This is a genomic window from Escherichia sp. WS3063, from assembly GCF_046486595.1.
Classification (GTDB): Bacteria; Pseudomonadota; Gammaproteobacteria; order Enterobacterales; family Enterobacteriaceae; genus Escherichia; species Escherichia coli.
Genome location: NZ_JBJQKY010000012.1, coordinates 77,630 through 100,780 on the forward strand (window position 1 = coordinate 77,630; position 23,151 = coordinate 100,780).

General features: G+C 44.3%; 16 protein-coding genes and 2 pseudogenes. 7 read left to right on the plus strand and 11 right to left on the minus strand.

Translation table 11 applies throughout. The features are described from left to right. Positions 1 to 66 precede the first annotated feature (66 nt). The 5 genes from tnaB (at position 67) to yieF (ending at position 5,050) form a co-directional block, all read left to right on the plus strand. Positions 67 to 1,314: a low affinity tryptophan permease TnaB gene (gene tnaB, locus ACJHYW_RS13690; RefSeq protein ID WP_000131911.1), complete on the plus strand. Its 1,248-nt coding sequence runs from the start codon at positions 67 to 69 to the stop codon at positions 1,312 to 1,314. Positions 1,315 to 1,446: 132 nt separating this feature from the next. Further along, positions 1,447 to 2,622, plus strand: a complete 1,176-nt coding sequence (gene mdtL, locus ACJHYW_RS13695) for a multidrug efflux MFS transporter MdtL (RefSeq protein ID WP_000086006.1) — start codon at positions 1,447 to 1,449, stop codon at positions 2,620 to 2,622. Beyond that, positions 2,597 to 3,556: an HTH-type transcriptional regulator YidZ gene (gene yidZ, locus ACJHYW_RS13700; RefSeq protein ID WP_001361797.1), complete on the plus strand. Its 960-nt coding sequence runs from the start codon at positions 2,597 to 2,599 to the stop codon at positions 3,554 to 3,556. The genes mdtL and yidZ overlap by 26 nt, the downstream gene beginning before the upstream one ends. A 156-nt stretch (positions 3,557 to 3,712) precedes the next feature. Then, a complete protein-coding gene (locus ACJHYW_RS13705) occupies positions 3,713 to 4,462 on the plus strand; it encodes a 4'-phosphopantetheinyl transferase family protein (RefSeq protein WP_001296581.1) in 750 nt (249 codons plus the stop codon). A 21-nt stretch (positions 4,463 to 4,483) separates the two neighbouring features. Next, positions 4,484 to 5,050, plus strand: a complete 567-nt coding sequence (gene yieF, locus ACJHYW_RS13710; RefSeq protein WP_001291256.1) for a class I chromate reductase YieF — start codon at positions 4,484 to 4,486, stop codon at positions 5,048 to 5,050. A gap of 52 nt (positions 5,051 to 5,102) precedes the next feature. Here the strand turns inward: yieF and adeP are convergent, their stop codons facing one another. Further along, positions 5,103 to 6,440: an adenine permease AdeP gene (gene adeP, locus ACJHYW_RS13715; RefSeq protein ID WP_001361796.1), complete on the minus strand. Its 1,338-nt coding sequence runs from the start codon at positions 6,438 to 6,440 to the stop codon at positions 5,103 to 5,105. A 166-nt stretch (positions 6,441 to 6,606) separates the two neighbouring features. Here adeP and yieH point away from each other — a divergent pair, with 166 nt between their 5' ends. Next, positions 6,607 to 7,272, plus strand: coding sequence for a 6-phosphogluconate phosphatase (gene yieH / locus ACJHYW_RS13720; RefSeq protein ID WP_000078050.1), 666 nt, complete (start codon positions 6,607 to 6,609; stop codon positions 7,270 to 7,272). 136 nt (positions 7,273 to 7,408) lie between these two features. On the opposite strand, the gene ACJHYW_RS13725 is transcribed toward yieH, so the two are convergent. Beyond that, the gene (locus tag ACJHYW_RS13725; RefSeq protein ID WP_000225924.1) at positions 7,409 to 9,817 is read right to left on the minus strand and encodes a hypothetical protein; all 2,409 of its coding nucleotides are present in this window, start codon (positions 9,815 to 9,817) and stop codon (positions 7,409 to 7,411) included. A gap of 300 nt (positions 9,818 to 10,117) precedes the next feature. Here ACJHYW_RS13725 and ACJHYW_RS13730 point away from each other — a divergent pair. Then, positions 10,118 to 11,310, plus strand: a pseudogene (locus tag ACJHYW_RS13730) (type III effector protein). 469 nt (positions 11,311 to 11,779) lie between these two features. Here ACJHYW_RS13730 and ACJHYW_RS13735 read toward each other — a convergent pair. From ACJHYW_RS13735 to lpfC-O113, 9 genes and pseudogenes are all read right to left on the minus strand, one after another. Further along, on the minus strand, positions 11,780 to 14,164 hold the full coding sequence (locus ACJHYW_RS13735; RefSeq protein ID WP_137083082.1) for a type III effector protein: 2,385 nt from the start codon (positions 14,162 to 14,164) through the stop codon (positions 11,780 to 11,782). Next, a pseudogene (locus tag ACJHYW_RS13740) lies at positions 14,131 to 14,278 on the minus strand (hypothetical protein). The gene ACJHYW_RS13735 and the pseudogene ACJHYW_RS13740 overlap by 34 nt, the downstream one beginning before the upstream one ends. A gap of 426 nt (positions 14,279 to 14,704) precedes the next feature. Beyond that, positions 14,705 to 15,430 (minus strand): phosphate signaling complex protein PhoU, encoded by a 726-nt coding sequence (gene phoU / locus ACJHYW_RS13745; protein ID WP_000377785.1) that lies wholly within the window; start codon positions 15,428 to 15,430, stop codon positions 14,705 to 14,707. 14 nt (positions 15,431 to 15,444) lie between these two features. After that, a complete protein-coding gene (gene pstB, locus ACJHYW_RS13750) occupies positions 15,445 to 16,218 on the minus strand; it encodes a phosphate ABC transporter ATP-binding protein PstB (protein WP_000063125.1) in 774 nt (257 codons plus the stop codon). 90 nt (positions 16,219 to 16,308) lie between these two features. Further along, complete coding sequence (gene pstA, locus ACJHYW_RS13755) at positions 16,309 to 17,199, minus strand: phosphate ABC transporter permease PstA (protein ID WP_001251985.1); 891 nt, start codon at positions 17,197 to 17,199, stop codon at positions 16,309 to 16,311. Continuing rightward, positions 17,199 to 18,158: a phosphate ABC transporter permease PstC gene (gene pstC / locus ACJHYW_RS13760; protein WP_000741620.1), complete on the minus strand. Its 960-nt coding sequence runs from the start codon at positions 18,156 to 18,158 to the stop codon at positions 17,199 to 17,201. Before pstC ends, pstA begins: the two co-directional genes overlap by 1 nt. A gap of 85 nt (positions 18,159 to 18,243) precedes the next feature. Beyond that, positions 18,244 to 19,284 (minus strand): phosphate ABC transporter substrate-binding protein PstS, encoded by a 1,041-nt coding sequence (pstS, locus tag ACJHYW_RS13765; protein WP_000867150.1) that lies wholly within the window; start codon positions 19,282 to 19,284, stop codon positions 18,244 to 18,246. A gap of 247 nt (positions 19,285 to 19,531) precedes the next feature. Then, complete coding sequence (locus tag ACJHYW_RS13770; RefSeq protein ID WP_061092918.1) at positions 19,532 to 20,602, minus strand: fimbrial protein; 1,071 nt, start codon at positions 20,600 to 20,602, stop codon at positions 19,532 to 19,534. 10 nt (positions 20,603 to 20,612) lie between these two features. Further along, positions 20,613 to 23,135 (minus strand): long polar fimbrial usher protein LpfC-O113, encoded by a 2,523-nt coding sequence (gene lpfC-O113, locus ACJHYW_RS13775; RefSeq protein ID WP_061092919.1) that lies wholly within the window; start codon positions 23,133 to 23,135, stop codon positions 20,613 to 20,615. Positions 23,136 to 23,151 lie beyond the last annotated feature (16 nt).

A 23,151-nucleotide genomic window follows, 5' to 3' on the forward strand; every position in this document is an offset into this window, starting at 1 on the left:
GATGTTAGCCACTCTCTTACCCTACATCCTCAATAACAAAAATAGCCTTCCTCTAAAGGTGGCATCATGACTGATCAAGCTGAAAAAAAGCACTCTGCATTTTGGGGTGTTATGGTTATAGCAGGTACAGTAATTGGTGGAGGTATGTTTGCTTTACCTGTTGATCTTGCCGGTGCCTGGTTTTTCTGGGGTGCCTTTATCCTTATCATTGCCTGGTTTTCAATGCTTCATTCCGGGTTATTGTTATTAGAAGCAAATTTAAATTATCCTGTCGGCTCCAGTTTTAACACCATCACCAAAGATTTAATCGGTAACACCTGGAACATTATCAGCGGTATTACCGTTGCCTTCGTTCTCTATATCCTCACTTATGCCTATATCTCTGCTAATGGTGCGATCATTAGTGAAACGATATCAATGAATTTGGGCTATCACGCTAATCCGCGTATTGTCGGGATCTGCACAGCCATTTTCGTTGCCAGCGTATTGTGGATAAGCTCGTTAGCCGCCAGTCGTATTACCTCATTGTTCCTCGGGCTGAAGATTATCTCCTTTGTGATCGTGTTTGGTTCTTTCTTCTTCCAGGTCGATTACTCCATTCTGCGCGATGCCACCAGCACCACTGCGGGAACGTCTTACTTCCCGTATATCTTTATGGCTTTGCCGGTGTGTCTGGCGTCATTTGGTTTCCACGGCAATATTCCCAGCCTGATTATTTGCTATGGCAAACGCAAAGATAAGTTAATCAAAAGCGTGGTCTTTGGTTCGCTGCTGGCGCTGGTGATTTATCTCTTCTGGCTCTATTGCACGATGGGGAATATTCCGCGCGAAAGCTTTAAGGCGATAATCTCCTCAGGCGGCAACGTTGATTCGCTGGTGAAATCGTTCCTCGGCACCAAACAGCATGGGATTATCGAGTTTTGCCTGCTGGTGTTCTCCAACTTAGCTGTTGCCAGTTCGTTCTTTGGTGTCACGCTGGGATTGTTCGATTATCTGGCGGATCTGTTTAAGATTGATAACTCCCACGGCGGGCGTTTCAAAACCGTGCTGTTAACCTTCCTGCCACCTGCTTTGTTGTATCTGATCTTCCCGAACGGCTTCATTTACGGGATCGGCGGTGCCGGACTGTGCGCCACCATCTGGGCGGTCATTATTCCCGCAGTGCTGGCAATCAAAGCTCGCAAGAAGTTTCCCAATCAGATGTTCACGGTCTGGGGCGGCAATCTTATTCCGGCGATTGTCATTCTCTTTGGTATAACCGTAATTTTATGCTGGTTCGGTAACGTCTTTAACGTGTTACCTAAATTTGGCTAAATCCTTCAAGAAGCCAGCCATTTCGCTGGCTTCTTGCCTGTCAGGAAATCACTTATGTCCAAATGGCAACTCGCCTGATTCTCCTTCACCACGTATGCTTTGCGTCACCTTGCTATCAGGACGCTTTAGCCCATGTCCCGCTTTTTGATTTGTAGTTTTGCCCTGGTTTTACTTTATCCCGCCGGGATTGATATGTACCTCGTTGGTTTACCGCGCATCGCCGCCGATCTCAATGCCAGCGAAGCGCAGTTGCATATTGCGTTCTCCGTTTATCTGGCGGGCATGGCAGCTGCGATGTTATTTGCCGGTAAAGTGGCCGATCGTTCAGGGAGAAAGCCTGTCGCCATACCCGGCGCGGCGCTATTTATTATCGCCTCGGTGTTCTGTTCACTGGCTGAAACCAGCACGTTATTTCTTGCAGGGCGCTTTCTACAGGGGCTGGGCGCGGGCTGTTGTTACGTGGTGGCGTTCGCCATTTTACGCGACACACTGGATGATCGACGTCGGGCAAAGGTACTGTCGCTACTCAACGGCATTACCTGCATCATTCCGGTGTTAGCGCCGGTGCTCGGACACCTGATTATGCTTAAATTCCCTTGGCAGAGTCTGTTCTGGACGATGGCAACGATGGGCATCGCGGTACTGATGTTGTCTTTGTTTATTTTAAAAGAAACGCGCCCTGCGGCCCCCGCAGCTTCGGACAAACCACGAGAAAATAGCGAGTCACTGCTTAACCGGTTTTTCCTCAGCCGTGTTGTTATCACCACCCTCAGCGTTTCGGTGATCCTCACCTTCGTCAACACGTCGCCGGTATTGCTGATGGAAATCATGGGGTTTGAGCGCGGGGAATACGCCACCATTATGGCGCTGACCGCTGGCGTCAGCATGACCGTTTCATTCTCCACGCCGTTTGCGCTGGGAATTTTTAAGCCACGTACGTTGATGATCACCTCACAGGTGTTATTCCTGGCGGCGGGGATCACCCTTGCCGTTTCACCTTCCCATGCGGTTTCGCTGTTTGGTATCACGCTGATTTGCGCCGGTTTCTCGGTAGGTTTTGGCGTAGCGATGAGTCAGGCGTTAGGGCCGTTTTCATTACGCGCGGGCGTAGCCAGCTCGACCTTAGGTATTGCGCAAGTTTGCGGTTCGTCACTGTGGATTTGGCTGGCGGCGGTGGTTGGTATCGGCGCATGGAATATGCTGATCGGGATTCTGATTGCCTGTAGCATAGTGAGCCTGTTGCTGATTATGTTCGTCGCGCCTGGACGCCCGGTTGCCGCTCATGAAGAAATCCATCACCACGCTTGATCTCAATCTGCTGCTCTGTCTGCAACTGCTGATGCAGGAGCGTAGCGTGACCAAAGCGGCGAAGCGGATGAACGTGACCCCTTCGGCGGTGAGTAAGTCGCTGGCAAAGTTAAGAGCGTGGTTTGACGACCCGCTCTTTGTGAACTCACCGCTGGGGCTGTCGCCCACACCGCTAATGGTCAGCATGGAGCAAAATCTGGCGGAGTGGATGCAAATGAGCAACCTGCTGCTGGATAAACCGCACCACCAGACACCGCGCGGCCTGAAGTTTGAGCTGGCAGCAGAATCACCGCTAATGATGATCATGCTTAATGCGCTGTCGAAACGGATCTACCAACGTTACCCGCAGGCGACCATCAAATTACGTAACTGGGATTACGATTCCTTAGATGCCATTACTCGTGGTGAAGTGGATATTGGTTTTTCCGGTCGCGAAAGTCATCCCCGTTCGCGGGAGCTGTTAAGCTCGCTACCGTTAGCCATTGATTATGAAGTGCTGTTTAGTGATGTGCCCTGCGTCTGGTTACGCAAAGATCATCCGGCACTGCATGAAGCGTGGAATCTGGACACCTTTTTACGTTATCCGCATATCAGCATTTGCTGGGAACAGAGCGATACCTGGGCGCTGGACAATGTGTTACAGGAGTTGGGGCGCGAACGTACTATTGCAATGAGCCTGCCGGAATTCGAGCAGTCACTGTTTATGGCAGCGCAACCCGACAATCTGCTACTGGCGACCGCGCCGCGCTACTGTCAGTACTACAATCAACTCCATCAACTGCCGTTAGTTGCTCTTCCTCTCCCATTTGATGAAATCCAGCAAAAAAAGCTGGAAGTCCCTTTTACCCTTCTGTGGCATAAACGGAACAGCCGTAATCCGAAGATCGTCTGGTTACGGGAAACCATTAAAAATCTTTACGCGTCGATGGCATAACCGAATAGTATGAAACGCGACCCAATTTCACAATGAAATGTAAAAAAGTTGTAATAAACTTATCTGAATCGAACTTTTAGTCGCTTTAGTCTGTCCATCATTCCAGTAAATGATTACTCTTGTATTCATAATGGACCATTAAGCATGGAGCGAAAAATGGCGACTCACTTTGCCCGAGGGATTTTAACGGAAGGACATCTGATTTCTGTTCGTCTCCCCTCCCAGTGTCATCAAGAAGCCCGAAACATTCCCCCTCATCGTCAAAGCCGTTTTCTGGCGTCCAGAGGTTTACTCGCAGAACTGATGTTCATGCTGTATGGCATTGGCGAATTGCCGGAAATCGTCACCCTGCCGAAAGGAAAACCGGTTTTCAGCGATAAAAATTTGCCTTCGTTTTCTATTTCCTATGCCGGGAATATGGTTGGCGTGGCGTTAACAACCGAAGGTGAATGTGGCCTCGATATGGAACTGCAGCGTGCGACGCGCGGGTTTCATAGCCCACACGCGCCCGATAACCACACCTTTTCCAGCAATGAATCGCTATGGATCAGTAAACAAAACGATCCTAACGAAGCGCGGGCGCAGCTCATCACGCTGCGCCGAAGCGTGCTAAAACTAACCGGTGATGTTTTGAATGACGATCCGCGCGATCTGCAACTACTGCCCATTGCCGGACGCCTGAAATGTGCTCATGTAAATCATGTAGAAGCGTTATGCGACGCGGAGGACGTGCTGGTGTGGTCCGTGGCGGTCACGCCCACGATTGAAAAGCTCAGTGTCTGGGAGTTAGATGGCAAACACGGCTGGAAAAGCCTGCCCGATATTCACAGCCGCGCCAACAATCCTACCAGCCGGATGATGCGTTTTGCCCAGCTCTCTACCGTGAAGGCTTTTTCGCCAAATTGATAGACAACCACAGGAGTCATCATGTCTGAAAAATTGCAGGTGGTTACGTTACTGGGGAGCCTGCGCAAAGGCTCATTTAATGGCATGGTTGCACGTACCCTGCCGAAAATTGCTCCGGCGAGCATGGAAGTCAATGCGTTACCTTCCATTGCCGACATTCCCTTGTATGACGCTGACATACAGCAGGAAGACGGTTTTCCAGCAACGGTTGAAGCTCTGGCGGAACAGATCCGTCAGGCTGACGGTGTGGTGATCGTCACGCCGGAATATAACTACTCGGTACCGGGTGGGCTGAAAAATGCCATCGACTGGCTTTCCCGCCTGCCGGATCAACCTCTGGCCGGTAAACCGGTGTTGATTCAGACCAGCTCAATGGGCGTGATTGGCGGCGCGCGCTGTCAGTATCACCTGCGCCAGATTCTGGTTTTCCTCGATGCAATGGTGATGAACAAGCCGGAATTTATGGGCGGCGTGATTCAGAACAAAGTTGATCCGCAAACCGGGGAAGTGATTGATCAGGGTACGCTGGACCACCTGACCGGGCAATTGACCGCATTTGGTGAGTTTATTCAGCGAGTTAAGATCTAAATAAAAACCCGCCAGCAATCATGCATGGCGGGTTTTTAACGCGCTATCGATTTTAGTGAGCGTCGATAAACACAATCTTCAGGATAAACAGCAGCGCAACGATGATTACGCACAGGCTAAGGTCACGCAGACGTCCGGTACCAATCTTCATCACGCAGTAGGAGATAAAGCCCAGCGCGATACCTTCAGTAATCGAGAAGCTGAACGGCATCATCACAGCGGTAATAAACGCCGGAACAGATTCAGTAAGATCCTGCCAGTTCACGCGAGCAAGACTTGAGGTCATCAACACGCCAACGTAAATCAGCGCACCAGCTGCAGCGTAGCCTGGCACCATCCCTGCCAGCGGCGACAGGAAGATAACCAGCAGGAACAGCAGACCAACAACCACTGCCGTCAGACCGGTACGACCGCCAACGGAAACGCCGGAAGAAGATTCAATATACGCCGTAACAGAAGAAGTACCAATAAACGAACCGGTCACCGAAGAGATACTGTCGACATACAGCGCCTGCTTCATGCGCGGGAATTTACCTTTCTCATCAGCCAGACCTGCTTTATCGGTCACGCCAATCAGCGTACCGGAGGAGTCAAACAAGTTGACCAGCATGAAAGAGAAAATCACCCCTGCCAGCCCGAGGTTAAACGACCCGGCTAAATCTACATGACCCACGACTGTCATTACGCTCGGCGGCGCAGAAACGATGCCGTTGTAGTGCACATCACCCAGCATCCAGCCCAGCAGCGTCGTCACCACGATAGAAACCAACACCGCCGCGTGAATGTTGCGCGAGGCCAGAATAGCAATGATGAAGAAGCCGAGGATACCCAGAAGTACGCTGTGAGAAGTCAGATTACCGATGCTCACCAGCGTTTCCGGGTTAGCGACAATCACACCTGCGTTTTTCAGCCCCATCATGCCAATAAACAGACCGATACCGCTGGTAATGCCCACACGCAGACTCACCGGAATGTTGGCAATCATCCAGTAGCGAACGCGGAAAATCGTCAGTAACAGCAGACCAATCGCGCCCCAGAAGATTGCGCCCATCCCGACTTGCCACGGCAAGCCCATCGCCTGCACAACCACAAAAGCGAAGAACGCATTCAGGCCCATAGCGGGTGCCAGTGCAACTGGCAGGTTAGCAAACAGTCCCATCATAATACTGCCGAATGCAGCAATCAGACAGGTAGTGACGAAGACGGCGCTGGTATCCATGCCAGCAACGCCAAGAATTTGCGGGTTAACAAAAACGATGTAAACCATCGTCAGGAAGGTGGTAAAACCGGCGATCACTTCGGTCCGTGCCGTCGTGCCATGTTCGCGCAGTTTAAACACGCGTTCCAGCATCCCCTGGCCAGAAGCCTGGGTTGTGTGTTGTTGACTCATTATCTATTTCCGAACAAGGAGGGAAAATCCGTCGCTATCGTATACCAAAATGAGACAATATGGACGGCTGAAGATAACTTTTTTTCATTGTATTTGCTTATACGGCAACGATTGCGTCATGCGAATTGGCATGACGAAAACGTTAAACTAACGATAAAGGAAAGACATGTCCCAGATAGAAGCGGTATTTTTCGACTGCGACGGTACGCTGGTCGATAGCGAGGTCATTTGCTCTCGCGCCTATGTCACGATGTTCAGGGAATTTGGCATTCACGTTGACCTGGAGGAGATTTTTACCCGTTTTAAAGGCGTAAAACTCTACGAAATCATCGACATCATCAGTAAAGAACAGGGCGTGACGATGATCCAGGCCGATGCCGAGCACGTTTACCGCGCAGAAGTGGCGCGTCTGTTTGATACCGAACTTGAGGACATCGCAGGAGCGAACGAATTGCTGGCGAGCATTAACGTGCCGATGTGCGTCGTCTCTAACGGTCCGATCAACAAAATGCAGCATTCGCTGGGTAAGCTCAAGATGCTGCACTACTTCCCGGAAAAACTGTTCAGCGGCTACGATATCCAGCGTTGGAAGCCCGACCCGGCGTTAATGTTCCATGCGGCAAAAGCGATGAATGTGAACGTTGAAAACTGCATTCTGGTCGATGACTCCAGCGCCGGTGCGCAATCAGGGATAGATGCCGGAATGGAAGTATTTTACTTCTGCGCTGACCCGCACAATAAACCGATCGTTCACCCGAAAGTCACCACATTTACCGAGCTGGCGCAGCTGCCTGCACTCTGGAAGGCACGCGGCTGGAATATAACGCGATAATCGCCTCCTTACTTCAACGCTTACACATCAGTCACGCTGGTTTGAGATAAAAAATACCAGGTGTCTGATGAGTAAGCGTCTATTCCCTGTAAATAATTTATGTCGTTAATCGTCCAGTCGCTCACCCTCTGTATGGTTAAGCCTGGGTTATATTTTTCACAATATCGGGATACCGTTCGAACCAATCCAGAATATTAAGCATCGCGTTGCTGATTTTTTTATTAGCTTTATATTGATTCTCGCGTCTAAAATTTTGAACAATATTAAGATTAGAACGTATCTCATTGTCACAGTCAGCAATCTTCTTATTTAATGCCTTTACTTCATCCTGTACTTCTTGACTATTCCACTTGTCCCTTTTGTTATCAAATAAAGTACTTTTCTCCTCTAATGATTTATCCCGACTTATGGTTAACTCTTTAATTTCTCGCAATAAGTCATCGTAATCTTTAATGGAATCTCTTATTTCCTGATAGTTTTTTAGTAAATCTTCCCAGTTAATTGCAAATGCACCGGAAAAATTTCGAAAATCGGAAGCAAACTTATTGAGTTCTGAGTCGTAATATGCTTTGAAATTTTTTATATTTTCAAGTTGGATTTTTAGCGCTTCAATTTGTTTTTCTTCAACACCGTCAAAAAGGGGGACAAGGTCACCATAATTCAATTTATAATCAATATCAAATTGGTTATGAGACTCATGCTGTTTTTGTCGAATAAATTTGTCTGAATCTTTAGTAGGCATTTTTACATCTGCCGGTGGAATGATTTTTTTTATGATAGATTCAATAAACTTAATTCGGTCACTTTCTATCATATTAGTAATGATATTTTGTGCTTTATACTGCATATCTTTGAAAATAAAAAACTCAGCCCTACCGTTATTAAAATGATATTTCTCTTTGTACGATTTATTTTCAACATAAAGTGTAGACAAAAACGACTCTAAATCTGAAAATGCGTTATTATATTCTTCCTTAATCCTTAGCTCAGTATTATAAAAATCTTTTACATCGCTATTGATAGCACTTACCTTTTTTAAGAAATTAGGTATTTGGTCTTTACTTATAGCTCCGTCCAGATTCATATAAATATATTTTATCGGTGTAACACCATCTTCTAAATAAATTGAATCTGGATCAATAGAACAGTCTTTGCACAAATCATCTCTGTAATAATTGTCTAAATTGGCCCTCCTCAAATCACAACAATTAAAGGAGATATTATCATTCTCTGAATTTTCCTTGCTAAATGAAGTTGTAACAGCCTTCTCGATATTCTCTACGCAGTTAGAAAAATTATCATCCAACTTAAGATTTCTCGATCTTCTTTCAATGTAATCAGAAAAATACTCTTCGGGGTTAAACTTATATTCATCTGAACTCACATTACCAAGACCACAGTTCATTTTAATACTATTCAAATTACAACAATCAAACACAGTTCCCTGATCCTGCGCCCTGGTTTCGTTATCACCAGACTTATTGAATGCGTTTGCCAAAAAATCCATCCCATGAGCATCAAGTTTCGCTATCGTACAGTTATAAAAATGACTCAGAAGTATACTCGAACCAGGACAACGTCCTCCCTGAATTATACAATCCTGAACGAAAGACTGCATAAAGAGATAAGAACCTAATTTTTCTTGAATACTATCAGGTTGTGTAACGGTGTAGATTTTAGACGTCTCACATCTATAATTTTCAATTTTGCATTTAGAAATAAAACAACCTTTAAACATACCTTTTATTGGTTTTTTATTTCCTGACCCCACAGTATCATCATTAGTCTCATAAAGCTGTATGTTGTTGAATTTACAATCCTCGAAATAACAATTTTCAAAAACCGGACCTTCAAGGTTAGGGCTGTTTATCACTCCTGAAAAAATTACATTTTTAAAACTACAATATTTTAATGAATTTAAAACATCCTTAGACAACGATGATAAATTGATTGTTGTATTAATAATAGGAATTTTATTTTTAATCAGTGTCGTAAGTTTTACAGCATAATCATCAAACGTAAATCTCTTCAAGGGAGAATTATCAAAATGTAAATCATCAATATAATTATCAAGCGTTAATCTCTCTGAAGAAACCTGTTTTTTTTCGTTATCATTCGAAGTAGCCCCCGTGTAGAGATTAAAGGATCTACTCACAATAACTTCATTATTTTCATTTGTGGTAAAGTCTGTCTTAGTACTAAATCGCCATTGTTGTTCTTTTTTTGCCAGAGATTTAATCTTATCGAACACCTCGGCTTTATTATCAACTTTCGTGACAAATTCGTAAATTAAACCTTTGACTTCTTTAATATGAGATCCAGGAAAAAGATCGCGAACAAACTCCCACAGTGTACGTTTTTTAAATAAATCCCCTTTGCCATCAAGAATATTTTCAATATCCTTAGAGTTTACATTATATTTCTTATCATTAATACTTAAAGCAATTTTATCAGAATAGCCTTTATGACTAAGCCTCTCCTTATACATTGCATCTAAAAAAGGATTAGTATTAACAAAAACATCTGGTTTTAATTTAGCGACCATAAATCCTCCGGCGTGCAATATTGAGTTGTTTGAAAAACAATAACTTCTATGTTGTTAATTAACTGTACTGCTAGTTAGGTTAGCAACAAGTGTTACTTATATTACCGGTGAATACTGTAAAAAATAGCTCATTATTTCCATTTTAACCCAGGGTGTTCACCCTGGATTTGCAATTTTTTGGGGGTTAACGGTACATTCCACGGGTTAACCGCAGCAACAGAAAATGAGCGTTTTTTTATAGCCGCTTTTATTGTCGAGGTTAAAATAAATAGATTTTATTAAATTTTATCAAGGTGATTTATGGATAATCTTATTGGCACACCACCAAACCACGCAGTTCCCCATAAGTATATAGACATGGAGCAAATGGAATATTTATGTCATCTCAATCGTTTTTCTAAATTGTCTGACGATTTTTTAATAAATGGTCCAAGAGATGACCTTTTTACATACAAATATGTTTTAGATGGCTCTTTTTCAAATTTACAGCATTTACTTCCCAAAGGACAACTACAGAAGATACAACAGAGATTAAGTTCTCTTATTGACAAAAATAAGTTCCATTGTTTTCATATTTTTTTATTAAAACTATGCTCAATTGAAAATATTCCAGTCCCAAATGCCGATTATGCTTTCTTTGATGACGAAATGCCATTTACATTAACTGATGAACAGATCGAAAATATTTCTTTTTTAAACGCATATCACAAAGAAAAGAAAGGAAAGGAAACAACGACATTGTTACATTTGATTTCATGAGCTATGATCACCATCATAATTTTAGCACAACCATAGCTTTAACAAATGATAGCTTCCATATATCTTCAATAAATAACCATAATGCACAGGTTATATTCGATGAAAACGTCCTTTTATACACCAATGAATTACCAGAATCATCACAGTGGTGTTATCAGTTAATAAAAAACATGATTTCTTTACATTGCAGATATAATAACAACTTCAAAGTCAAAAAAACCTGTTCCTTTGATTTTAAAAATAAATCTTTTTGTCATTCCAATTTGCAATATATAACGTTTATTGCATGTTTATTTTCACATGCAAACATGAAATGTTCGACATTTCATGATATTAATTTTGATATGTGTGAGATAAAGAATTGCAATTTTGACAATTCAGAAATGAATTTCATTTCGTGCGTCGGGACAAATTTTAGCGGTTCTACGTTTAACAATGTAAAAACAACAACAGCACAACTAATTAAGACACCAACAAAGTGGACGAATAATACTCTAAAATATTGGTTCTCCAGTTCTAATAAACGTAATATCATCTTCACACTTAATACAATATCTGATAGAGATATAAAATTAAAATGTATCAAGGATATATTACTGTCGTTGGTTGACCAAAAAGCCAATATTTATAGTGTAAGGCAAGAGCTTCTGGATTTTCTTAATAATGATTTATATAAAAATGATGGAGAGATTCTCTCTTATAAAGAATCAATAATGTTGTTTTGTGCTGTGTAGCCGAAAAATAGATGATTCAGATTAACTACCGCACTCTATGTTGTGTTTATATCCATGTCAGGTAACAGGTCATTTGTGAATCCTGACACCAGACTATGACTATCGCCCAGGGATAATCCACAACCGCTGGAAGTAGTCTCATTTCTGCAGGATAAAACCGTAGAGTGCGATTGCGATGAATAATAAATACAGGCTTATTATTCCAGTCTTTTTTATTGCGTTGGTTGATTCAAATGGCTCGGTTAGTAAAATGCACCATTCACTCGGAAAACTCAACATGTTGCACTCTTATACGCCGTCTGGAAAAGGCGTAGGAGTGGTATAACCATTTAATCGTCTCCCAACGTCAACGCTTACACATCAGCGACACTGGTTTAATTAAAGCATACCAGATTTCTGATGAGTAAGCGTCTTTTTGTATAACCTCATTGTCACAGGAACGACTTGATCCGTTTATTTATTCGCCATGTTATTCAGTATCAATTTTCTTAATAGCTTTCACCATATTTTGATTTTCTTTTAGCCAACTCCTGATATTTTGAACTACATCATTAAGTGTATTTTCTTGTTCATACTCTTTCTCCAATCTCTCTGTTTCATCCTTAAGATGTAGAATCTCTTTACTTATATTTGGTACTTTTTCATCTATTGTCTTTATTATTCCCTTAATCTCATTAATTCTGTCAGCATATTTTTTATCTTTATTGTCTTTATTATTTAAGTAAAAAACCTCTTTAATCAATTGATCCTTAGTGTCGACTAAGTCATTTCTTTCAACCATAAGTTTGGCATATTTGTCTTTTATATCTCCATAATTCTCCTTATTATAGTCATTATTTTTCTCAATTATCCACCGTAAATATTGCTCAATGCTAGAGAATAAATCGACTTTATCATCTACATATTTTGATACATTCCTATAATCCCTGTAATTTATTTCCGTTCTTTCCTTAAATTCATTCAATGCTAAAAAAATCTTTTGCATTTTATCAAAATTATCATCTTCATGATTATTATTATAGTCTTTGTAAATATCCCGCAAATCATTAAAATCAAAGTGGAAGTGAAATGTTTTGCTGTTTGAAATAGCAGAACGATTTATTTTTAAATAGTTACGTTGATCGTAAGGTCTTTGCCAAAAGAATCCAGTATAGAGCTTATGCATGAAATTCACTTTATCAATATCTATTTCATTGGCTATATCTTTTTCTATATTGTACAAAACTTTTAATATAATATACTGGATAGCTTCACCATTAAGTTGATATTTTTTTCCTTCATCATCAAGATTGAAGCGCCCCAGTTTGACCAACAAAGATTGTAAATATAATAGTTCCTTTTGGTAATGACTTTCCGCATCCTTGCCATGATTATTAAATTCTTCTACCCATGAATTAATTTCCATTAAATTTTTCATGAAATCTGAAATGCCATTTTCAGCTATAGCTCCTTTCATGTCCATATAAACAGGAATTCTAATCTGGGTGTTCGCAGCAAGATTACCACTTAACCAAGTGGTTAAATGATCAATAGCACAATCATTCAAGGTAATTCCATTGATTGACTCGCCCAAACAAGTTTCAAGTAAATTGCAATTACTAAGTTTTAAATATTTTTCTATATCACCAGCAACGTATTTATCATTTATATAACGACCACCACTCATATTAGGAAAAATATTAACGTAGATAAGGTTTGAAATGTGTTTATCCAGATTAAGTTTACCTCCATCCTTTTTGAAATATTCTCTGGGATCAAAATCCAGTAAATCTTTGCGAATTCCATTTCGTTTGCATGTCATATCAGAGGAGCTAAAATCACACATATAAAAATGATTATCATATTTTAATTCACATCTATATTTGTGATAAAACGAAGTCCCTATGAAATCCATTTCAGCACCATTAAGCTTTGCTATTTTACAACATAACAAACTGCTTGCAATAATACTTGCATTTTTACACATTCCATTCAGAAGAGTACATTCATATACAAATGACTGCATAAACAGATATGCACCAACTGGCTTACCCACATTGGGATCTTGATTTACAGAGTATATTTTTGATGTGTCTATGTTAAAATTTTTTATTTCACATCGATACAGAAAACACTCTTTAAACACGCCGTAAATAGGTATTTCATTATTTGGTTTTACTCGATACCTGGAGCTAACAAGTGACACATTCTCGAAAATACAGTCCTCAAAAAAACGATTTCCAAATACTGAACCATTAAGATTTTCGTAAGATATAGCACCAGTGAATGTCACTTTTTTAAAGTTACAATATTTTAGAGATGCCAGGGCTTCTTTTTCCAGCGCAGATAAATCGATTGTGATATTTTCAAAGGGGATTTTATTTTTTAAATATACGCTAAGCTTTTCATTATCATTTGGGAACTGTATTTTCAGCATCCCTGATTGAAAAGCCTTCTGATCAAAATGAATATCATGCTTATAAATATCCAAGCTGAGTTCTTCAGAAAATAAAGAACGCATTGTGTTTTTTTCAGCATCATTATGATAATCTTGCGCATTAATATTTATATTAAATACTCTACTAACAATAATGTCTTTATTTTCATCTACAGTAAATTCTGTAGTCGTATTAAAGCGCCATTGTTGATCTTGATCGGCGAGAGATTTAACTCTATTAAACATCTCAACTTTATCATCAGTTTTCGTCACAAAATCTACAATGGCTTGTTTAGCCTCCTTAATATGAGACATGGGAAAAAGATCGAGTATAAACTCCCAAAGACTTCGTTTAAGAAAAGATTGACTATCACCAGCTAAAATGTTTGTTATATCTTTATGAGTTACTGAATACTTACCCACATCATCAAGAGACAAACCAATTTTTCCTGAATATTTTTGCGTTCTATTTTTTTCATTCAGATTTTCATCTGGCATTTTAGTCAGAGTAGCAAATTTATCTGTAACTGTACTATATGATGATATAGCCATAATCATTTCTCCTGAACACAATATTTATTCGCCCGCTCACAATACATAACCGTTTTGTATAAAAAAGAACACTTTGGTGTTGTTTTGATACGATTATGACTAAACCACCTATGAATACTGTAAAAAATCGCTCATTTTTTATGTTCCGATATAGGGCTTTTACCCTGGTTTTTTGTTTTCTTTTCCATTTTCTGTGCGGGTAACGATATAAATGAAAGGAATAACAAAAAAAATTTTATAACGGGGCACTACATTAAAAGTAAAATAATTCAAATGAAATAATATATTTGCATTGCACTGGGGAGAGTTTCGAGGTGAGTTTGTGTGGCAATATTTCAGGGAGAAAGTTTATCAGCCCGGTAGCTATGTATGACCGGGCTGATTGCCAGATTCGGCGTAAAAGCCTTATCTGACCTACTGTTAGCGTTACTCTTTCGGGTCTTTTCCGGCCAGCAGTTTATCCAGCTCATCACCGCCTACATGACGGAAATCCTGCCCCTTCACGTAGTAGAAGATAAACTCACAAATATTCTGGCAGCGGTCGCCGATACGTTCGATTGAACGCGCACAGAATAGCGCGGTAAGTACGCTCGGAATGGTGCGCGAATCTTCCATCATGTAGGTCATCAGTTGACGAACAATACCTTCGTACTCCTGATCGACTTTTTTATCTTCCCGATAAATACGTACCGCTTCGTCAATGTCCATCCGCGCGAACGCGTCCAGCACGTCGTGCAGCATCTGGATGGTATGACGGCCCAGCGACTCCAGACTTACCAGCAACGGCTGATGCTGCTGGGAGAATTTCTCCAGCGCAGTACGGCAGATTTTGTCCGCCACGTCGCCAATACGCTCCAGCTCGGCAATGGTTTTACTGATCACCATAACCAGACGCAGGTCGCTCGCCGTCGGCTGACGTTTGGCGATAATGCGCACGCAAGCTTCATCGATCGCCACTTCCATCATGTTGACGTTCTTGTCGCCTTCGATGACGCGCTTCGCCAGATCGCTGTCCTGGTTATGCATCGCGGTGATTGCATCAGAAAGCTGCTGCTCCACCATGCCGCCCATGGTCATCACCTGCGTGCGGATACTTTCCAGTTCGGCGTTGAACTGGCCGGAAATATGTTTATTAAGATTGAGACTGTCCATAACGCACTCCTGAATCAACCGTAACGACCGGTGATGTAGTCTTCTGTTTGTTTCTTCGCTGGCTTGGTGAACAGATCGTCCGTGTTGCTGAACTCAATCAATTCGCCCAGGTACATAAACGCCGTGTGGTCGGAACAACGCGCAGCCTGCTGCATGTTGTGGGTGACGATCACCACGGTGTAATCCTGCTTCAGTTCGGTGATCAGCTCTTCAATACGCCCGGTGGAGATGGGGTCGAGCGCCGAACACGGTTCGTCGAGCAGCAGCACTTCCGGGCGAATGGCGATACCACGCGCAATGCACAGACGCTGTTGCTGACCACCAGAGAGAGAGTAACCGCTCTGGTGCAATTTATCTTTGGTTTCGTTCCACAATGCGGCTTTGGTCAATGCCCACTGCACGCGCTCGTCCATGTCGGCACGGGAGAGCTTCTCAAACAGACGAACGCCAAAGGCGATGTTGTCGTAGATGGACATCGGGAACGGCGTCGGTTTCTGGAACACCATGCCCACTTTCGCACGCAGCAGGGCGATATCCTGAGAGTTGGTCAGGATGTTGTCGCCATCAAGCAGAATTTCACCTTCCGCACGCTGCTCCGGGTACAGTTCAAACATTTTGTTGAAGGTACGCAGCAGCGTCGATTTACCGCAGCCGGACGGCCCGATAAACGCCGTTACCTGGTTTTTAGCGATATCCAGGTTGATGTTTTTCAGGGCATGGAATTTGCCGTAGTAGAAGTTCAAATTACGAACCTGAATTTTACTCGGGGCAGTTTCAACCATACTCATTGCAATCTTTTCCTCATCGTGCCTGATGCACTTCGCGAATCAGGCTTACCGTAGGCCGGATAAGGCGTTCACGCCGCATCCGGCAAAGTGTTAACCGTGTTTATTCTTCGCAAATACAACGCGCGCCAGAATGTTCAGCAGCAGGACGCACAGGGTAATGATCAACACCCCGGCCCAGGCCAGTTGCTGCCATTCCGCAAACGGGCTCATCGCAAACTTAAAGATCGTCACCGGCAGGTTGGCGATCGGCTGCATCATGTCCGTGCTCCAGAACTGGTTGGAGAGCGCGGTAAACAGCAGCGGCGCGGTTTCACCGGCAATACGGGCAATCGCCAGCAGGATACCGGTCATAATCCCGGACACCGACGCTTTCAGCGTGATCGCGGCGATCATCTTCCACTTCGGTGTACCCAGCGCATAAGCCGCTTCACGCAGGCTGTCTGGCACCAGTTTCAGCATGTTCTCGGTGGTGCGGATAACAATCGGCACCTGCAACAGCGCCAGCGCAATCACGCCCGCCCAGCCGGAGAAGTGCTCCATCTGCGCCACCACAATGGTGTAAACAAACAGACCAACCACAATCGACGGCGCAGAGAGCAGAATGTCGTTAATAAAGCGAATCACTTCTGCCAGCCAGGATTTACGACCATATTCAGCCAGGTAAATCCCCGCCATAATGCCCAGCGGCGTACCGAATACGGTAGCCCACAAAATTAACAGGCCGCTACCCGCCAGGGCGTTCGCCAGACCACCGCCTTCCGTATTGGGTGGTGGCGTCATTTCGGTGAACAGCGCCAGCGACATACCGTCGATACCGCGAGTGATGGTGGACATTAAAATCCAGATCAGCCAGAACAGACCGAAGGCCATCGTCGCCATTGAGAGCGTCAGCGCAATACGGTTTTTGAGGCGGCGACGCGCCTGCATTTTGCGGCGGGATTCAGCCAGTGCCGCAGTGGTTTGCATTTCAACCATAGCCATTAGCGTGCCCCCTCATTCTTAGCCAGGCGCATAATCATAAACTTCGATGCGGCGAGGACGATGAAGGTAATCACAAACAGGATCAGGCCCAGTTCCATCAGTGCAGCAACGTGCAGACCGGATTCCGCTTCCGCAAATTCGTTGGCCAGCGCAGAGGTGATACTGTTGCCCGGCATATACAGCGAGGCGCTGTCGAGCTGGTAGGTGTTACCAATGATAAAGGTCACCGCCATGGTTTCACCGAGCGCGCGCCCCAGCCCCAACATAATGCCGCCGATAACACCATTTTTGGTGAACGGAAGAACGATACGCCAGATAACTTCCCAGGTGGTGCAGCCAATACCGTAGGCCGACTCTTTCATCATCACCGGGGTTTGTTCGAACACATCGCGCATTACCGCTGCAATGTACGGAATAATCATGATGGCGAGGATCACGCCTGCCGCGAGGATACCGATACCAAAGGCCGGGCCGGAGAACAGCGCGCCGACAATCGGGATATTCGACATGATATTGCCGACCGGCTCCTGGAAATAAACGGCGAACAGTGGCGCGAAGATAAACAGCCCCCACATGCCGTACACGATACTTGGAATGGCTGCCAGCAGCTCAATGGCGATACCCAGTGGGCGCTTCAGCCAGCCAGGCGCAAGCTCGGTCAGGAACAGGGCGATACCGAAACTCACTGGAACGGCGATCAGCAGCGCGATAAACGAGGTCACCAGCGTACCGTAGATCGGCACCAGCGCCCCGTAGATATCGTTCGGCGCATCCCACTCTTTGGTCCACAGGAAAGCCAGACCAAATTTCTGAATGCTCGGCCAGGATGAGATGATCAGAGAGACAATAATGCCACCCAACATCAATAGCACAATCAGCGCCGCCAGTTTTACCAGCACGCTGAAAATTATGTCGCCCTTTTTACCCGGTGGGTTAAAAGCAGGCTTGGTTGCAGCCATAAGTTACTCTTCAGTTAAACGCGTTTACAAAGTCATTTTGTAATGCCGGATGCGGCGTAAAACACCGTACCCGGCCTGAATTTTATTAGTACAGCGGCTTGCCGCTACTGTCTTTAATATTGGTCTTCCACGCAGCGCGAACCTGTTCAACTACGCTATCCGGCAGGCTGGCATAATCCAGGTCGTTCGCCTGTTTAGCCCCGGTTTTGTACGCCCAGTCGAAGAACTTCAGCACTTCTGCGCCTTGCTCTGGTTTCTTCTGATCTTTGTGGACCAGAATGAACGTGGTAGAGGTGATAGGCCACGCATCTTCGCCTTTCTGGTTAGTCAGATCCTGAGCGAACGTTTTGCTCCAGTCTGCACCTTTTGCCGCATTGGCGAAGTTTTCTTCGGTCGGACTAACCGGTTTACCATCAGCGGAGATCAGTTTGGTGTACGCCAGGTTGTTCTGCTTAGCGTAAGCATATTCAACGTAGCCAATTGCACCCGGCAGACGCTGAACGAACGCGGCAATACCGTCGTTACCTTTACCACCCAGACCGATCGGCCATTTTACGGTAGAGCCAGTACCAACGTTGTTTTTCCACTCTTCGTTCACTTTCGCCAGGTAGCTGGTGAAGACGAAAGAAGTGCCGGAACCATCTGCGCGGCGCACGACAGCAATGTTCTGTGAAGGCAGTTTCAGACCCGGATTCAGTTTGGCGATGGCTTCATCATCCCACTTTTTGATTTTGCCCAGGTAGATGTCACCGAGCGTTTTACCATCCAGCACCAGTTCGCCAGATTTTAGCCCCGGAATGTTGACCGCTAGCACCACGCCGCCAATTACGGTCGGGAACTGGAACAGACCTTCCTGAGCCAGTTTTTCGTCAGACAGTGGCGCGTCAGAAGCACCGAAATCAACGGTGTTGGCGATAATCTGTTTTACGCCGCCGGAAGAACCGATACCCTGGTAGTTAACTTTATTACCGGTTTCTTTCTGGTAAGTGTCAGCCCATTTGGCATACACCGGCGCAGGGAAGGTTGCACCTGCGCCTGTCAGGCTTGCTTCTGCAAACACAGAGAAAGCACTCATCGATAAGGTCGCGGCGACAACAGTTGCGACAGTGGTACGCATAACTTTCATAATGTCTCCTGGGAGGATTCATAAAGCATTGTTTGTTGGCTACGAGAAGCAAAATAGGACAAACAGGTGACAGTTATATGTAAGGTTTATGACAGTTTTATGACAAATCAGAATTATTAATTAACTTTTTGATTTTATTGACTAAGAAAAAGAAAAGTAGTGTCATCTTTTTGTCATGCAAAGTGAAAACTCGCGGACAAAAATGCGTAAGATGACAACGGTGTGAGGAACACCGCTGTCAGTTCGTTTAGCGTACAATCTCAATTGTTATCGTTGCAGTCGCGGTAAATGTTCCTGGCGCGGGGCGAGCCCCCGTGAGGCTTGCAGGAGCAGCAGAAAAAGTGACGCTACCGGCTTTTTCACCAAAGACGTTTGATTTACCCATATCTGTCGGCAGTTCACCACCGTTAACGTTGATTTCCTTATTATTTTTATCATAAATTTTTATCCCAACGTTCGGGTTTGATGTCACGACCATTGAGTTGTCAGTACTGGGTTCGGTAGCATAAAAAGAGGTACTTATATCATCAGTATTTAGTATTCCTAAATTTTCACACTCAATGGTGACGGTTTTGGTAATTTTATGCGTTGTCACGGTACTTCCAGCTACCGAAGAAAAATCTGCTGCAGGAATTTCTTTAAAATCAAAATTAATGGGTCTTAAACTGTTAATTTCACAGCTTTGCGGTGCAGTGATATCGCCACGAATATAAACATCCGCCATAGGTTGTGAGTAATCAACCGGAGTGTCACGGCTTATAGTTCCGTACAATTTTGCCACGAGAGTTTCAGGAATAATTAACTTTCCAGCAAAAGTCTTCTTAATATAAAAATAAATTATTGCTTTTGCACCACTGGAAATACTTAATGGGTCCGTGCGACTACATTTATATGAACCTCCAGTAGGCCTGTTAGCATGGTATTCAAAAGGTGCATTAATGTATCCTACACCGAGAAGGTCTATCGATATTCCAACATCCAGATTAGGATTCAAATTAAAGTAGTTTACATTAGAACGAACACCCGCATAACTTAAGGCCTCGTTTATTCTCGCTGTATAGTAAATATAAGGAAACTCCCCCACTTTCCCTGTATCACAATGGCAGTGAGCAGGATAAGAGTCCCCATTTGTCACGGTTTTATTAAAGGTCTCTCCCACTCTGTTCTCGTCTGCCGTAATCAGATAGCCGGAAAAATCAAGTGTGCTATGAAAGGCCCCATTATCTGAGGTGCAGATACCTTTTGGGGCCGCAAATGTTGCACCACTAAAGGAGAAGATAAAAACAGTAAAGCACCACTGTATAATATACTTGTTCATAAAAATCCTTTTAATGACATGTCACACCTTGTTCAATTAAGCCGCTTTCACTTTCTGGTATTGAAAGTGAATAATCGAAGGTGCATGTAGTGGCGGCATTTTCCCCCCAGGAGAGCATCACTTGCCCCTTTTCAGGAAGGCCAGAGAGATAAAGCTCCCCCAGGTCACCGACAATCCCTGAATCAGCAGAGCTTGTATTTTGTGCGGCAGCAATAGCGCCAAAAGGTGCTGGCTTACCTTTTGCATTCACCACTTTGAAGAGTACGCGATAGCCCACGTGGGTAACAAATTCTGCTTTAACCACCGCGCCACGGGTGGGAACCATCGTAACGACGGTATTATCAAGTTCTATATTCGACTTCGAGAAATAGTTATCGCTGATTGCTACCCGGTTTTCATCATAAGGGTTTAGCTGTGTCTTGACCGTATAACCACGCCAGTCCGTCGCAGCACCACGCATATTGTCTATTTCTAACCCGGCAGCCCCTGGTGCTTTAACAAGAGCTATGGTTTCACCCAACTCCTGGCTTAACGTTACGCCTTCGCTGTGAGCCAGAATTCCCCCTCTGATACCATAATTCAGCCTCTGAGAATTTTGGCTGTAGTTATAGCTGCCGTTCACCGTGCCATAAGTGCCATCATAGGTCAGGGACATATTACCGCCAACCTCATCATCATGGCTGTTATAGGACTGCATTAAATTCCAGGAAAGGTTATTTCTTTCCAGCGCCGTACCGCTGAGTCCAAGTTGATGTGAGCTACCGGAATTATCGTTTTGTGAAACAGAATAGGTGGCATAACTATTCCCCCACCAGCCCGATAAAGGAACAGATAAAGAGAGCATGTAGATCTGCTCACTGGTGTTATCACTGGCATGGTTGTTCCCCGTCCCCTGCCGGGCAGTATTGGAATAACTCCAGGAGACGTTCCACGAGAGACGCTTCCAGCTACTGCTGTAGCCAAATTGCATTAATCGTTCAACATCATCGGTATGCCAGTACTGCTGGCGACTTAATGTCAGATATAAGTTGCCATAATCTCTGCCCAGTGATTGCGTTAACGTTCCCTCCACACGGCTGCGGCGGTTACCGGTTTCCCAGAAATCTTCAGGATTATTACGCCGGGACGCCCATTCATTGAGGGTATAATAACCTTCGGTGGAGTAACGATAGCCAACCAGGCGCAAGCTGGTATCCGTATCGTCAAAGCGTTTCGAGTACAGGAAGCGATAAGACTGACCGGTTTCCGTATCATCATGGCTAAATTTCGCGCGAGCATGTGTCACATCGAAAGAAATTGCGCCCAATGCGCCAAGATCTTTACCGACACCCAAAGCGGCAGAACCATACTTTTCAGCAGCCTGCATACCTCCATACAAGGTGAAACCGTAGGGAAAACCATGAAGGATCTGAGCCTGAATAACGTCAGGGGTAAAGCCATCTTCATCGCGTAATTCTCCCACACTGACATCAACATCAGTTTGACCTTCACGTTTGAGGATGGCTAACGACGCATAAGGTTGAGTAAATCGTTGTTCGCTACCGTCTTCTTCTTTGATGGTTACGTCCAGATCACCACCTGTACTGGCGGTGTTGAGGTCGGTAATTTCAAAAGCACCTTGTGGAACGGCTGACTGATAAATCACGTAGCCATTCTGGCGAATAATGACAGTGGCGTTAGACTTTGCAATCCCACGCACTACGGGGGCAAATCCGTTTTGGCTGGCAGGCAACATATCGTTATCGGTATACAAGCGTGCGCCACGAATTTGCGTACTGTCGAAGATATCGCTCGCCGTCCACGTATCACCTATCATAATCTGGCTTCTTAACGCAGCTATATCACGTTGTATCCAGGTGCTTATAGAGTTGTATTCTGCACTGCCATCGGTCGTATTTAAGGTGCTGTAATTGCGTAATCGCCACGGCCCAATATTCAGTCCATTGCGCAAATTGAGATAACTGGTATCTGTCTCTTGTGAACCATAATCCGAACGTAGAGTATGTGAACCAGAAAAATCGTAGTTGATGGTGAGCGCGTTAATCCCCTCATCCCAACGCGAGGGGCTGATGTAATCATAAGCCATCGCATCCATATAGATTTGGGGAATGGAGATATTCAGTTGCAGTTTATCGCTGTCGAACTGCCATGATGAGCCTTCAATGCGTGGCCCAGGATCAATACAGACTGTTTCATCTACATCATTGAGCGATTTCAGCGCATCAACTTTTACGCCAAAGGTGGTTAGCGTTTTTTTAATAGCGACAAAGCAGGCGTGTAAATCAGCATCGGGATTATCCTGAACAAAGGTCACATCCTGACGTTCAAACATTTTACCGTTGATAAAAATATCAACGCTATAAACACCTGGGGGCATCAGGTTTGCCCGATTAAACTGGCGAATATCGACTCCGGATTGATGGTCGATTTCCAGAAGCGCCGGATTGAATACACTGACCTCGGCCATCAGGCTTTGCGAGAAAATCAGACACGTCCCTGCCGTGAGGCCAACCTTTATTCTGGTCGTCATCATAATACGCCTATCCTTT

Coding starts and splice junctions, on each gene's coding strand:
- tnaB (WP_000131911.1), top strand. CDS start 67: ATGACTGATCAAGCTGAAAAAAAGCACTCTGCATTTTGGGGTGTTATG.
- mdtL (WP_000086006.1), top strand. CDS start 1,447: ATGTCCCGCTTTTTGATTTGTAGTTTTGCCCTGGTTTTACTTTATCCC.
- yidZ (WP_001361797.1), top strand. CDS start 2,597: ATGAAGAAATCCATCACCACGCTTGATCTCAATCTGCTGCTCTGTCTG.
- ACJHYW_RS13705 (WP_001296581.1), top strand. CDS start 3,713: ATGGCGACTCACTTTGCCCGAGGGATTTTAACGGAAGGACATCTGATT.
- yieF (WP_001291256.1), top strand. CDS start 4,484: ATGTCTGAAAAATTGCAGGTGGTTACGTTACTGGGGAGCCTGCGCAAA.
- adeP (WP_001361796.1), bottom strand. CDS start 6,440: ATGAGTCAACAACACACAACCCAGGCTTCTGGCCAGGGGATGCTGGAA.
- yieH (WP_000078050.1), top strand. CDS start 6,607: ATGTCCCAGATAGAAGCGGTATTTTTCGACTGCGACGGTACGCTGGTC.
- ACJHYW_RS13725 (WP_000225924.1), bottom strand. CDS start 9,817: ATGGTCGCTAAATTAAAACCAGATGTTTTTGTTAATACTAATCCTTTT.
- phoU (WP_000377785.1), bottom strand. CDS start 15,430: ATGGACAGTCTCAATCTTAATAAACATATTTCCGGCCAGTTCAACGCC.
- pstB (WP_000063125.1), bottom strand. CDS start 16,218: ATGAGTATGGTTGAAACTGCCCCGAGTAAAATTCAGGTTCGTAATTTG.
- pstA (WP_001251985.1), bottom strand. CDS start 17,199: ATGGCTATGGTTGAAATGCAAACCACTGCGGCACTGGCTGAATCCCGC.
- pstC (WP_000741620.1), bottom strand. CDS start 18,158: ATGGCTGCAACCAAGCCTGCTTTTAACCCACCGGGTAAAAAGGGCGAC.
- pstS (WP_000867150.1), bottom strand. CDS start 19,284: ATGAAAGTTATGCGTACCACTGTCGCAACTGTTGTCGCCGCGACCTTA.
- ACJHYW_RS13770 (WP_061092918.1), bottom strand. CDS start 20,602: ATGAACAAGTATATTATACAGTGGTGCTTTACTGTTTTTATCTTCTCC.
- lpfC-O113 (WP_061092919.1), bottom strand. CDS start 23,135: ATGATGACGACCAGAATAAAGGTTGGCCTCACGGCAGGGACGTGTCTG.